This is a genomic window from Spongiactinospora rosea (assembly GCF_003315795.1).
GTDB classification, from domain to species: domain Bacteria; phylum Actinomycetota; class Actinomycetes; order Streptosporangiales; family Streptosporangiaceae; genus Spongiactinospora; species Spongiactinospora rosea.
On record NZ_QMEY01000004.1, the window covers coordinates 52947 to 66041 of the forward strand.

General features: G+C 72.9%; 10 protein-coding genes. 3 read left to right on the forward strand and 7 right to left on the reverse strand.

Annotated features, from left to right (window positions below):
• Nucleotides 1–5: 5 nt before the first annotated feature.
• Nucleotides 6–3827, reverse strand: coding sequence for an AAA family ATPase (locus tag DP939_RS48660; RefSeq protein ID WP_113980791.1), 3822 nt, complete (start codon nt 3825–3827; stop codon nt 6–8).
• Entirely contained in the window at nt 3828–4955 is a 1128-nt protein-coding gene (locus tag DP939_RS12215) for an exonuclease SbcCD subunit D (protein ID WP_113980792.1), read from the reverse strand.
• Nucleotides 4956–5101: 146 nt separating this feature from the next.
• Here DP939_RS12215 and DP939_RS12220 point away from each other — a divergent pair, with 146 nt between their 5' ends.
• The gene (locus DP939_RS12220; protein ID WP_113980793.1) at nt 5102–6592 is read left to right on the forward strand and encodes an alpha/beta hydrolase family protein; all 1491 of its coding nucleotides are present in this window, start codon (nt 5102–5104) and stop codon (nt 6590–6592) included.
• Here the strand turns inward: DP939_RS12220 and DP939_RS12225 are convergent.
• Nucleotides 6565–7539 (reverse strand): alpha/beta hydrolase, encoded by a 975-nt coding sequence (locus DP939_RS12225; RefSeq protein ID WP_113980794.1) that lies wholly within the window; start codon nt 7537–7539, stop codon nt 6565–6567. The two genes, DP939_RS12220 and DP939_RS12225, sit on opposite strands and share 28 nt — an antisense overlap.
• 207 nt (nt 7540–7746) lie before the next feature.
• Here DP939_RS12225 and DP939_RS12230 point away from each other — a divergent pair, with 207 nt between their 5' ends.
• The gene (locus DP939_RS12230) at nt 7747–9195 is read left to right on the forward strand and encodes an LCP family glycopolymer transferase (protein ID WP_225878195.1); all 1449 of its coding nucleotides are present in this window, start codon (nt 7747–7749) and stop codon (nt 9193–9195) included.
• Between the two features lie 28 nt (nt 9196–9223).
• On the opposite strand, the gene DP939_RS12235 is transcribed toward DP939_RS12230, so the two are convergent.
• The 4 genes from DP939_RS12235 to DP939_RS47790 form a co-directional block, all read right to left on the reverse strand.
• Entirely contained in the window at nt 9224–10240 is a 1017-nt protein-coding gene (locus DP939_RS12235) for an enolase C-terminal domain-like protein (protein ID WP_113980795.1), read from the reverse strand.
• Between the two features lie 106 nt (nt 10241–10346).
• Nucleotides 10347–11336 carry an Nramp family divalent metal transporter gene (locus tag DP939_RS12240; RefSeq protein ID WP_318656286.1) on the reverse strand — a complete coding sequence of 330 codons (990 nt, stop codon included), beginning with the start codon at nt 11334–11336 and terminating at the stop codon, nt 10347–10349.
• Nucleotides 11326–12435 carry an RNA-guided endonuclease InsQ/TnpB family protein gene (locus DP939_RS12245; protein WP_263972315.1) on the reverse strand — a complete coding sequence of 370 codons (1110 nt, stop codon included), beginning with the start codon at nt 12433–12435 and terminating at the stop codon, nt 11326–11328. Before DP939_RS12245 ends, DP939_RS12240 begins: the two co-directional genes overlap by 11 nt.
• Nucleotides 12436–12639 (reverse strand): hypothetical protein, encoded by a 204-nt coding sequence (locus DP939_RS47790; protein WP_225878197.1) that lies wholly within the window; start codon nt 12637–12639, stop codon nt 12436–12438. It abuts the gene before it with no gap.
• Nucleotides 12640–12662: 23 nt separating this feature from the next.
• Here DP939_RS47790 and tnpA point away from each other — a divergent pair, with 23 nt between their 5' ends.
• The gene (tnpA, locus tag DP939_RS12250; protein WP_113980797.1) at nt 12663–13091 is read left to right on the forward strand and encodes an IS200/IS605 family transposase; all 429 of its coding nucleotides are present in this window, start codon (nt 12663–12665) and stop codon (nt 13089–13091) included.
• Nucleotides 13092–13095 lie beyond the last annotated feature (4 nt).

A 13095-nucleotide genomic window follows, 5' to 3' on the forward strand; every position in this document is an offset into this window, starting at 1 on the left:
GCGGATCAGGTGGTGATGGGGGTCAGTCTGGAGCCGGTGCGGGACTTGGTGACCACCAGTTGGGTGGGGATGCGGGTGCGGAGTTCGGCCACGTGGCTGACGAGACCGACCGCCCGGCCGCCGTCGCGCAGGCCGTCGAGGATGTCCAGGACACCGTCCAGGGTGTCGTCGTCGAGGGTGCCGAAGCCCTCGTCCACGAAGAGGGTGCCGATCTCCGCGCCGCCCGCCTCGGCGCTGACCACGTCGGCGAGGCCGAGGGCCAGGGCGAGGGAGGTCACGAAGCTCTCGCCGCCGGACAGGGTGGCGGGGTCGCGGTCCACGCCGGTCCAGCCGTCCAGGATGCGCAGGCCCAGCCCACCGCCGGAGCGCTTGCGGCTGCCCGCGGTCTTGCGCACGTCGTACTGCAGCAGGTAGCGCCCGCCCGACATGTGGTCCAGGCGCTCGTTGGCGGCGTCCACGACCTGACGCAGCCGCTCACCGAGCACGTACGACGACAGGCGCATGTCGAGCGTGTTGTCGGCGGACGTGCCGCCGGTCAGCTCCGCCAGCCGCCGGGCGAGCCGGTGGCGTTCGCGGGCGGGCCGCCAGAGGGCCAGGCTCCCGGTCAGCTCGGCGGCCATGGCGGTGAGCCGGTCGTGCCGGTCGCGGGCCTGGTCGCGGCGTGAGGAGCAGGCGGCGTGGACGCGTTCGGCGGCGTCGTGGCGTTCGGTCAGGGCGGGCAGGTCGGGGTCGGGCGCCTCGGCCGCCGCGCGCAGCTCCGGGTCGGCCAGCAGCGCCGCCACCGCGGCCGATTCGGCGTCCAGCGCGCGCAGCCGCTCGGTGAGTTCTTCCAGCTCGGCGGCCGGGCGTACGGCGGCGCGTACCTCCTCAAGGCCGCCGAACCCCGCCTCCGCCGCCGCCTCCCCCGCCTCGGCGCGCGCGGCGGCGGCCTCGGTCGCGGCGGTGCGGGCGAGCCCGGCCGCCTCGGCGGCGTCGCGCAGCAGCGCGGCCTCGGCGGCCAGCCGGTCCAGCCGGGCGGCCAGGCTGGGGTCCTCGCCCCTGGCCTCGTCGATCAGCGCGCCGAGCCGGTCGGCCTCGGCGGTGGACCGGTCGCGGCGGGCGCGGGCGGCGGCCAGCTCTCCGGCGGTCCGCCTGCCCTCCTCTTCGGCCGCGGTACGCTGCGCGGCCAGTCGCTCCGCGAGCGCGCCCGCCTCGGCGGCGTCGGCGGCCAGCGCCCGCAGCCGGGAGGGTTCGGCCTCGGCGGCGCGTACCGCCTCCTCTGCGGCCTCGGCGGTCAGCTCCGGGTCCGGTACGGCGGCGCGGGCCTCCGCGAGCGTCACGATCAGCTCGGCGACCCGTCCGGCGGCTTCGGCGGCATCGGACAGCAGCGCGGCCTCGGCGGTCAGCCGGTCGCGGCGCTCGGGCAGCGAGACGTCCTCGCCACGGGCGGACTCCAGGCGGGCGGTGAGCCGTTCCAGCTCGGACCGCGCCCCGGCGAGGGCGGCGGCGGCCTCGGCGATGGCGCCGGCCGACTCGGCGGCGCGCTCCCGGGCCTCTTCGAGATCGGCCTGCGCGCGGGCGGCCTCCTCTGCCAGGGCGGACTCGTGCTCGGCGGCCCCGGCCAGCTCGGCGAGCCGTAGTTCGGCATCGGCCAGGGTGGCGGCGGCCTCTGCCGCGGTGGCGTCGGCCGCGCGGTCGGTGGCCTCCCTGAGGCGGTCGGCGAGCACGGCGGCGTGGCTCTCGGCGGCCTGCCTGGCCTCTTGGGCATCCTGGTGGCGGAGTTCGGCCTCGGCCTCCTCCTCGGGGGCGAACGCCTGCTCTTCGGCGGGCCGGGGGTGGTCCGTGGAGCCGCACACCGCGCACGGCTCGCCGGGGACGAGCGTGCGGGCGAGTTCGGCGGCCATGCCGTCGATCCTGGCCTGGCGGGCGGTGAGCAGGTGTTCGCGGAGGTCCTGGGCGGTGTCGGTGGCCGCCAGCCGGGCGTGTTCGGCGGCCTCGGCCTCGGGGACGAGAGAGTCGCGCAGCTCCGCCGCCTCCAGCAGGTGGCGGGCCGCGTCACGGGCGGCCTCGGCGGCGGGGACTGCGGCGGTACGCGCGCGCAGGTCGTCGAGGCGGGCGGTGGCCTCGGCCAGCCGTACGGGGAGGTCGGCGAGCGCGGCGCGGGCCGCGGCCTCGCGCTGCGTCAGCTCCTCGTACCCGGCGGCCAGCGCGCCGATCTCCTCGCCCAGCTCACGGACGCGCGCCTCGTCGCCGCGCAGCGCCTCAAGCCCGGCCAGCTCATCGCGTACGGCCCGCTCCCACCCCAGCAACCGCTCGCGCAACGCCCTGGGCGCCTCCCCATCCTGCGGGGTGCGGGAGGCACCGGCCGGCAGGCCGCCGTACGGCGCGGACAGGGTGGCCTCGGGAGGGAGGGGTGGGCGGGGAAGGGTGGTCAGGGACGAGTGGAGGGTGGTGGTGGCGGTTAGGAGGGCGGTCGTGAGGGTGTCGCGGCGGTGGACGGCGGCGCGGGTGCGGGTGGCGGCCTCGTGGGCCTGTTCGGCGGCGGGCAGGGCGGCCTCGGCCTGGCGGGCGGCGGTGTGCCGCCGCTCGGCCTCGCGGAGCCTGTCCGGCAGTGCGGCCAGCAGCTCCGTCGTCGCCGCCTCGCGGCCGGCGAGCCGGATCAGGTCCGCGTCGATCTCCCCGATCTCGCCCAGCAGCGCGGCCCTGCGCTCCTCCTCGGCGCGCAGGCCGCCGAGCCGGGCGATCTCGTCCCGCCGCTCGCGTTCCAGCGCGGCGAGGTCGTCGTCGCCCGCCGGGCACAGCGGCAGCACCCGCGACATCGACTCGGCGGCCAGCAGCGCGGCCTTGGTCTCGGCCTCGGCGCGCTGCTCGGCGCGCTGGAGCAGCGGCAGCACCCGCCCGGCGCGGGCCGCGTCGGCGAGCAGGACGTCGAGGTCGGCGCGCTCTTCGGCGGCGGCGTCCAGGTGCGCCTGCCGGGCCAGCGCCTCGGCGTGGCGGCGCTTGCGGTCGGCCAGGGCCCGCCCGGCGTCGAGTTCGTCGCGGGCCGCGCGCAGGGCGGACCCGCTCATCGCCGCCGCCGTCTCCTCCTGGGCGGCCCGCCGTCCGGCGGCGTCCAGCAGGGACCGCGCCCACGCCTCCTGATCGTCATCGTCGTCGGGCACCTCTTCGAGCAGCCCGTCACCGGCCGCGCCGCGCATCCGGTCGGCCACCGAGGCCACGCCCTTGGCCAGCTCCTCCTGGTCACGCCAGGTCCGCGTACGGTGGTCGGCCAGCCACTTCTCCACCTGGCCGAAGACCTTGACCGAGAACAGCCGCTCCAGCAGCGCGTGCCGCAGCTCACCGTCGGCGCGCAGGAACTTCGCGAACTCCCCCTGGGGCAGCATCGCCACCTGCTGGAACTGCGCCGCGTTCATCCCCAGCAGGCCGCCGACCAGGTCGCCCGCCTCGTCGATGCGGCCGGACAGGAAAGTCCACTCCCCCTGCGGGGAAAGCTCCTCAAGCAGGACCTTGGCCTTCTCCTCCACCATGCCCTCGCCGCGCTGCTTGGGGCGCTGCCAGGACGGTGAGCGGGTCAGCCGCAGCCGGCGTCCGCGTACGGTGGCCTCCAGCTCGACCTTCGGCCCCCGGCCGGGCGGCGCGTGGTCGCAGCGCAGGCTCCGCGCGTCGTTGCGCTGACCCGGTACCTGTCCGTAAAGGGCGTAGCACACCGCGTCGAGCACGGTGGTCTTGCCCGCGCCGGTCGGCCCGTGGATCAGGAACAGCCCGGCTTCGCCGAGGGCGTCGAAGTCGACGGTCTCGGTGCCGGGGAACGAGCCGAAGGCGGTGATGGTGAGGCGGTGCAGCCGCATCTACGCCGCCGCCTCCTTGATCCGGCACGCCTCGACGGCCTGCCGGAGCAGGTCGCGTTCGGCGTCGTCGGCCGGTTCGCCGCGCACCTCGCGGACGAAGTCGAGGGCCACGTCGATCTCCGGCCGCCCGGCCGCCGTACGCCGCGCGACCGGGCGCTCGCCGCCGCCCTCCGGCTGGAAGGCCAGGGTGAGGGTGTGCGGGAAGCGCTGCCGCAGGCGTTCCATCGCGCCCTTGGGGCGTACCGGGTCGGTGAGCACCACGGCCAGCCAGTGGTCTTCGAGACCGGAGTGGCGCGGGGAGGTCAGCAGGTCGTCCAGGCGGCCGCTCACCCGGGCGATCGGCCGCGGCACCGGGGCGGGCACGAACTCCGCCGTCTCCATCCCGCCCTCCCCCAGGGTGACCAGCCACGAGCCCTTGGTGTGGCGCTCCTCGGAGAAGGAGTAGGCGATCGGGGAGCCGGAGTAGCGGACCGTCTCGCTCATCCGCTGGCGGCCGTGCAGGTGGCCGAGCGCGACGTATCCGACGCCGTCGAAGGCGTCCAGCGGGACGTTGGCGACGCCGCCGACCCTGATGTCCCGTTCGCTCTCGCTGGCCTCGCCGCCGGTCACGAAGGCGTGCGCGAGGACCACCGAGGGCCCGGCGCGGCCCGCGGCGTCGGCCTTGATCAGTGACATGGCGTGCCGGATGGCCGCGTCGTGGCTGCGGGCGGCCAGGTCCCATGGCCCGCGTACCATCTCCGGCTCCAGGTAGGGGATGCCGTAGAAGGCCACGCCGTCCACCAGCACGGGGGTGCCCACCGCGGCCGGGTCGGTGCGCAGGTGGACGCCGCCCGCGTCGATCAGCCCGGCCCCGAAGCCCAGCCGCCGCGGCGAGTCGTGGTTGCCGCTGATCATGATCACCCGCGCGCCCGCGCCCGCCAGCCGGTGCAGCGCCTCGTTGCACAGCGCCACCGCGTCCACGGGCGGCAGCGCGCGGTCGTAGATGTCACCGGCCACCGCCACGACGTCGATCCGCTCGCTGCGAACGGTCTCGACCAGGTGATCCACGAACGCGGCCTGTGCGGCGAGCAGGCTCTCGCGGTGGAAGGAGCGGCCGAGGTGCCAGTCGGAGGTGTGCAGCACGCGCATGTCGCAGGACGCTAACAGTTTCCTGCGACGAATCAGGCCGAACACGCACCGGCGACGGGCGGTTTCTTTGCCGAGTACGCTGAAAGATCGGAGGGAACATTAACGACATTGGGCCGTCTCTGGCCCCGATTCGGGGAGCGGTACAGGTGCGCGTCGGTCGAGGCACGCTGAGCGTGGCCGCCGGTCTGGTACTGGTCGTGCTCGCCACGGTCGGTTACGCGCTGCCGCCGTCCTTCGACCCGCCTCCGCTCAAGGCCGACGCCGCGTTCAGCTCACTGCCCCCGCAGCCTGCGAGCGAGCGGGCCCCGGTGGCGAGCAAGGGCCCGATCACCACCGAGCAGGTCACGATCCCGCTGCAGGGCACGACGGCCCAGGCGATCATCTGGGCGCCGATGACGCCCGGGCCGCATCCGGCCGTCGTCTTCGTGCACGGGTCGGGCTCGGCCGACCGGCGTGAGTTCGCCGCCCAGGCCGAGTGGCTGGCCAAGGCGGGCGTCATCGCGCTCGGCTATGACAAGCGGTCGGTGGGCTACTCCTTCGGCACCCGTGACTTCGGGCTGCTCGCCGACGACATCCTGCGCATGGTGCGCCACCTGCGCCAGCGTCCGGACGTGGACCGCACCCGGATCGGGCTGTGGGGCGTCAGCGAGGGCACCTGGGCCACCCCGATCGCCGCCGCGCGCAGCGCCGACGTCGGCTTCCTGGTCATGGTGTCGGCGCCCAACGTCTCGCCGCTGCGGCAGGTCGCCTGGGCGCTCAACGAGCAGTTGCTGAGGCTGTACGCCCCGGTGGGCGTGCGCGACCTGCTGTCGCGGGCGATGGGCGTGGTCGGCCTGGAGTTCCTGCGCCACGATCCGATGCCCTGGCTGTCCCGGGTCCATCAGCCGGTGCTGGCGCTCTACGGCACGATGGACCCCTCGATCCCGTTCGTGGAGAGCACCCAGGCGCTGACCGAGGGGCTGGCCGCGGCGGGCAACGACCGCTACACGATCAGGTTCCTCGGCGGCGCCGACCACGCGATGCGGATCGGCGCGGGCCCGTTCGCGCCCGGCTACCTGGAGACGCTGGCCAACTGGATCGACCGCCTGCCGGAGAAGAGCCCGCCGGCCGTGCGGATGGCCGGGGCCACCCCGGTCCAGCGGTACCAGGCCAGCGACGTGCCCGCCGCCCCCTGGTACGCGGGCGGCACGGTGCTCGGGCTGGCGCTGTGCCTGGCCGTCGTCGGCTACGTGGCCGGCCCGGTCGCGCAGTTCGTCGTACGACTGCGCGGGCGCGACACCCGCGCGCAGACCAACGCCCTGCTGTGGCCGCCGATCCGGCGGCGGCTGCGGCGGATGGCGCTGACCGGCCTCGGCCTGCTGGTGTCGGTGCTCGGCTTCATCACGCTGCTGGTGCTGTTCTCGATCAACCAGGCGGGCGCGTGGCCCGCCGTGCTGTCCGGCTGGATCGTGGTCCGGGTGCTGGCGGTGCTGATGCTGCTCCAGGAGGTCACGGCGGTGGCCGCGGTGGTGTCGGCGCTGCGCGAGGGGTGGCAGCCGAGCCGGTGGCAGCACGTGGCCATCGCCGGGGTGCTCGGCGGCACCGGCGTGCTGCTGGCGGTGGCCGCCTACTACGGGCTGTTCGCGTTCCCCTGGTAGGCGTCGCCGGCCAGGTAGCCGCGCGTCCAGCGGTCCATCTCACCGAACACCTGCTTGCGCACCGGCTCGGCGGACAGCACGAGGTCGTGGATGCCGCCGGGCACCCGGACACACGTGACGTTCCCGCCGATCCTGGTCGCCCAGCGGGCCATGTGGTCGGGGTCCAGCACCACGTCCGCGCTGTGCGCCTCGGGGGCGAAGTCGCGCAGCCGCAGGCCCTTGTCCGCGCACAGCACCAGGACCGGCACATCGACGTTCAGCCCGCCGTGCAGGCGGCGCTGGGCCCTGCGGACGGCGGAGAGCCACACCGCGTGGACGGGGAACCCGGTGAGCGGCTTCCAGGCCAGGTCGTAGTCCCATTCGCCGTGGAAGGTGTGGTGCAGGCTCCTGCCGTACGCGGTGGCCAGGGCCAGCGGGAGCACCGTGCGGGCGGGCACCCGGGCCAGCGGCCAGACCAGCAGGTCGGCCATGGAACGCAGGTACGCCGAGACGTTGAGGTCGAGGAAGGGGCTGTTGAGGATCAGGCCCTGCACCCGGCCCGTGCCGCGGACCCGGTCGGCCCACAGCGCGGAGATCAGCCCGCCGGTGGAGTGGGCGTTGATCACCACGACCTCGTTGCCGTCGTCCTCGCGGATGATCCGCACGGCCTCGTCGATCTCCGGGAAGTAGTGCGTCATGCTGCGGACCAGCGCGGGGGTCTGGTGCGGCAGCAGCGATCTGCCGTACTTGCGCAGGTCGAGGGCGTAGAAGTGGAAGCCCTGCGCGACGAAGTGGTCGGCCAGGTGGGTCTGGAAGAAGTAGTCGGTGAAGCCGTGGATGTAGAGCACGGCGCGCCGCGAAGGCCCGGCCGCCCGCCGCCGCACCAGGGTGGCGACGACCTCGCCCTCCTCGTCGTGTCCCAGGGGCAGGACGGTGGCCTCGTAGTCGGGTCCGAGCACATCGAGCATGCCTCACGTTAACCCGTGGGCGGGCCGCCCGCACCGGCCGGGCAGGGGCCGGGAAAGTTTGTGGATCGACTCGGCGTACCCCGGCCTGGACACGCGTTCTCGGGATATTCACGCGCCGGTACCCTGTCAGCCACGCTATCCCGTTTAGTATCCCTCCACGACGCCGGGTGGGACACTTGGGACATATCGCGAGGGGAACAGGCGCGAGTGCGGGAACGATCGAGAACGCTCGGCATCGGTGCGGTGATCGGATGGACGCTGCTGTCCGTGATCGCGCCGGGTGCCGCGCACCTCAGGACGGGCCGGCGGCGGACGGGGTTCGCGCTGCTCGGCGTCTACGCCGCGCTGCTGCTCGTGGCGGGCGTACGGGCCCTCACCGCCGACGCCGGCTTCATCGGGCGGCTGACCTCGCCGGAGTGGCTGACCGGGATCACCGTGGGCGCGGTCGTGCTGGGGCTGGGCTGGTTCGCCGTGATCGTGCACTCGTTCATCGTGCTGCGGCCCGGGGTGCTCGCGCCGCGCGCCCAGGTGATCACCGGCGTGGTGGCCGGGCTCACCGCGGTGGCGGTGCTGGTGCCGTTCGCCTGGGCGGTCAACTTCGTCACGGTCAGCCAGCGGACGCTCGACGAGGTGTTCAACGCCCCGCCCGACTCCACCGAGGCGGTCAAGCCGGAGGACCCGTGGAACGGCCGCGACCGACTCAACGTCCTGCTGCTCGGCGGTGACGCCGACGACCACCGCGTCGGGGTGCGCACCGACAGCATCAACGTGGCCAGCGTGGACATCAAGACCGGCAGCACCGTGCTGCTCAGTCTGCCGCGCAACCTGGAGAACGTCCGGTTCCCCCCGGGCAGCCCGATGCACGCCCGCTTCCCCGACGGGTTCCGGCTGCCGACGGGGCCCGGCGGCGGGCGCGAGGACCTGCTGTTCGCGGTGTGGGAGTACGCCGACACGCACCCAGAGGTGTTCGGCGGGCGCAAGAACCAGGGCGCGCGCACGCTGAAGGAGACGATCGGCTACACCCTCGGGCTGAAGGTGGACTGGTACGCCCTGGTCAACATGTGGGGCTTCGCCCGGCTCATCGACGCCATCGGCGGGGTCACCCTGACGGTGGACCGCGACGTGGTGTTCGGCAAGTACAACGAGGGCCTGGTCAAGGCGGGCACCCGCAAGCTCGGCGGCGCGGACGCGATGTGGTTCGCCCGCTCCAGGACCAACAGCGATGACTTCACCCGGATGCGCCGCCAGCGCTGCGTGCTCGGCGCGCTGCTGGAGCAGGCCGACCCCGCCACCGTGCTGGCCCGCTTCAACAGGGTCGCGCTGGCCACCAAGGAACTACTGCGCACCGACATCCCCCGGCCCATGCTGGAACACCTCGTCCCGATCGCGCTGAAGGTGAAGAACGCCAAGGTCAACAGCGTGCAGTTCGTGCCGCCGCTGATCAACACCGGCTACCCGGACTGGACGAAGATCCGCACTGTGACCGCGAAGGCGATCCGCGACTCGGTGCGGCCCAAGCCCGCGCGGGCCGCCAAGGCCTCGCCGGAGACCTCGGCGAACTCCACTCCCAAGGCGGCCAAGAAGCGCACCCCCACGCCGGCCACGACCGGCGGCCTGGAAGGCGTGACCGGCCTGACGGACGGCTGCGGCGCCTGATACCCCGCGCTAGGCGGTTGATCTGGCCTCAGGCGGTGAAGGACATCGTGGCGAGCCTGCGCAGCCGCGCCTCGTCCACGGTGTGACCGAGGCCGGGCTGGGTCAGCGGGACGGCGATGACGCCGCCCGCCGCCCCGACCGGCGGGTTCACGATCTGCGCGCTGCGCGGCGGCTGGGTGACGTCGCAGGGCAGGGTGCAGCCCGGCATCGCGGCCACCGCCACGGCGGCCGCCCTGGCCAGGCCGGTGCCCTGGCCGCCCGCGCAGAGGATCTCCCACCCGGCGGCCATGGCCCGGTCGTGGACCCGGCGTACGTCGCTGAGCGAGGGGAAGCGGGCCGGTCGCAGCAGCAGCGCCCTGGCCGAGCCCGCCGAGACGTGCGCGACCAGCTCGGTGTCGGAGCCCGCGTCGACGGCGACCGCCGCCGAGACCCGGTCCTGGAGGACGGCGTGGGTGACCGGGTCGGTCGTCCCGAACGGCCGCTCGATCACCGCGATGTCGTAGGAGTCGAGCGCGACCAGGGCCTCGATCTCGGTGTAGGCGGCCTGGGCGTCCACGGACATGGGCAGGCCCGGGAACGCCTGGCGTACGGCGCGCACCGGCTCGACGTCCCAGCCGGGCTGGACGTCCAGCGTGACGTGCGCGTATCCGCCGCAGACCTGCTGGTTGACCCGGGCCACCAGGCTCTCCAGCGACCGGTCACCGCCGATCCGGACCGTCGCCATCAGCGAGGTGCGGCTGCCGCCGAGCGCGTGCGCGAGCGGGACCCCGCGCATCCGGGCCCAGAGGTCCCAGCAGGCCATGTCGGCGGCGCTGCCGCCGCGCGAGATCGTGTCGAGCTCGTCTGGATGCTCCCAGTCGACCCCGATCAGCGCGGGCGCCAGGCTCTCCTCAAGCGTGGCCCACGCCTTGTCCAGGCCGGGCTCGACGACCTCGCCCCACCCGGTCATCCCGCCATGGTCGGTCAGCCGGACGAGAATGCTCTCCGGTCGCCTGCCGTACGGCAGGGTGAGCCGGAAGACCTCGATTTCGCGGACGCGCGGCAATGGACCCCCTGGTGTGCTGGCTTGGTGACGAGCGACCCGCCCATGCCCCCTCTCGCGCGCCTCTCCCTTCCATGGTGCCCGCTCCGCGGCCCCGTGCAAAACCGGGCTACAGCCCGCGGATCCGGTCGATGATCGTAAGTGCCGCGAAGAACGCGAAGAACAGGAAGATCAGCCCCATCACCACCAGGCGGTAGCCGCGCAGCCCGATCTCGCGGGGCAGCGCCCTGCGGTTGAGGATCACCAGCAGCCCTGAATAGAGGAACATCATGAAGCCGCCGACCACCGCCGAGACGATCAGCAGCGCCAGCGGCTGGTCGAACCCGGCCAGCAGCACCACGCCGCCGATCGCGATGAGCGCCCAGACCACGGCCACGTACAGCGCGGACTCGCTCCAGCGGGTGCTCGCGGCCAGGTAGGTGACCTTCAGCGAGTCGGAGACCAGGCGGCCCATGTAGTCCAGGATGCCGAGGGCGGCGGCGAACAGGGAGTAGGCGCCGATGATCCAGAAGAAGGTGCCGAACCAGCCGGTGCGCCGGTTCAGCACCTCGCCCTCCACATGCAGGAAGGTCACGTCGTTGGCGACCTCCCGGCCGAAGACGGTGGCGTGGGCGAGCATCGACATGACGGTGATGGTCACCACCGTGATGAGCACGAACGACACGAGCTGTTCGGTGTTGGCCACCCGCCACCAGCCGCGCCACCTGGCGAGGTTGGGCTCGTCGGGCGGGAAGCGGTAGCCGGTTGCGGGGGCGGCCTCCGGGCGGCCGGTCACCGGGGAGACCAGCTTGGGCATCCTGGCGCCCATCCCGAGGCCCTTGTCGCGGATCCAGTTGCTCTGCACGAGATTCTGGGCCCCGCCCGCCCCGGCGAAGGCCAGCGCGCCGAGGATCTGCGCGGCCCCCAGTTCCAGCGGTACGGCGGGCGCGGTGACGGCCTGGGCGGGGCCGCCGCGCGCCCCGGCGGTGAGCGCGACCGCCAGCGCGCCGGCCAGCAGCACCAGCACCGCGCCGATCTTGACGAACTCGATGCGCTCCACCCACTGTTGACGTGCTCTCCGCCATGAATGACGGAGATTCCTGTGCTGCCTAGGCAGCAGCTCGCGGCGCGGGTGCGGGCGAGTCTGTGGGACAGGATGCTTGACGCTTCACAGACCTGCCCACCGGCGGGTCTCCACGTCCTGTGACCGCCCGTCCGGCGGCAGAGGTGTACCGATGGAGCTGGTTTCTGGCGGCGTTGGTATCGGCGTTGCCGATCCATCCGCAGGCCGGGTTCTTACACGCGAACCGGGCTTGAGTTTCCCGCGAGCCAGGGGTGGTGGTGTGGCAGCGGTGGCACTCCTGGCTGGTGCCGTGGGGTGTGACCTTGGCCACCAGGCCGCCACGGTCGAGACTCTTGTAGGTGAGCAAGTCCACGGTGCGGCCCCACGCCTCGATGGCGATGGCCCGGTTCAGGCCCCGCTTTTGAGCGATGCGTGTGCCCGGTTCGGCCACGGTGCCCGACGCGGAGGCCATCATGTTCGTGATCTTCAGGTTTTCCACCACGATCACGCTGAACCGCTGTGCGAGATCGGTGGTGATCTGGTGCTGCCAGTCGAGGGCTCGGCGCTTGGCTGTCGCGCGAAGCCGGGCGATCTGGTCGTAGGTGCGGCGTTCCCGGTTGGAGGCCGGGCTGCGTTTGACACGGCCGGCGCGTTGGCGGGCGGAGGTGCGTTCCAGCCGCAGCAGCCGGATGGCTTCGCCATCGGTGAGCCACGGCCGGTGGGTGATGTGCTCGCCGGTCGATAGCGCGAGCGGGACCGTGATACCCCGGTCCAGGCCGGCCTTGGGCCCTTGGTGTGGGTGGAGGGAGGAAGCCGGCAGTTCGGTACGGAAGATGATGTGCCAGCCGAGGGCGTCCTTGACCAGGCGAGCCCCCATGATCCGTCCCGCGGGGCCGCCGGTGGACAGGCCGGGCAGGTCTTTGGTCCACCGGAACTTCACCCGGCCCACTTTGGGGAGGGTGACCGCGCCCCACCGGCGGTTGATCCTGCTGATCTGCAGGTCGCGAGCCTGCGGGACGTCTACAACCATGCGCGAGCGCAGGCGGCTTTTGAAGGCGGGCCGCCGGGCTGGATGGCCGGGGTTGAAAAAGTTCGCCCACGCTTGGCGGTAGGTCTTCAACACCGCCTGGGCGGCCTGGGCGGGGAGGTGCCCCAGTCAGTCGATCTCACGGCGAGCTGTCCGGATCGCGTCGTCGCAGTCCTTCAGCGAGGCGAATCGGCCCTGACGGAACGTGAAGTACTCGTGCAGGAGATTCCACAGCGCTCGCGCGGCGTGTGCCTGCCCGTCCAGGGTCGCGATCTGCGCCCGGTTCACCTCCAGCCGGGCCACGTGGCCTCGAAGCCGTTTCTCTCCTTCCACTCTCTGATCGTATCATTTGGTTTATGTCACCGAGGTGGGAACCGAACCCGGATGTGCGAACGGGACGACATGTCGTCTATGCCCTCCATGCGCATTTGGTGTTCGTCACCAAGTACCGGCGGGGTGTGTTCACCGACGTGATGCTCGCCCGGTGTGAGGAGATCATGGGTGACGTCTGCGCGGACTTCGAGGTCGAACTCCGCGAGTTCAACGGGGAGCACGACCATGTGCACCTGCTGGTCCACTACCCGCCCAAGGTCGCTCTGTCCAAACTGGTCAACTCACTCAAGGGTGTCTCGGCCCGGTACCTGCGCCAGGAATACGACACACACGTACGAAAGTATCTGTGGGGCGGTCACTTCTGGTCGGGCTCCTATTTCGCCGGGAGTGTCGGCGGTGCCCCGATCTCGGTCCTGCGTCAGTACATCGAGCAGCAGAGCCGGCCCGTCTGAGCAG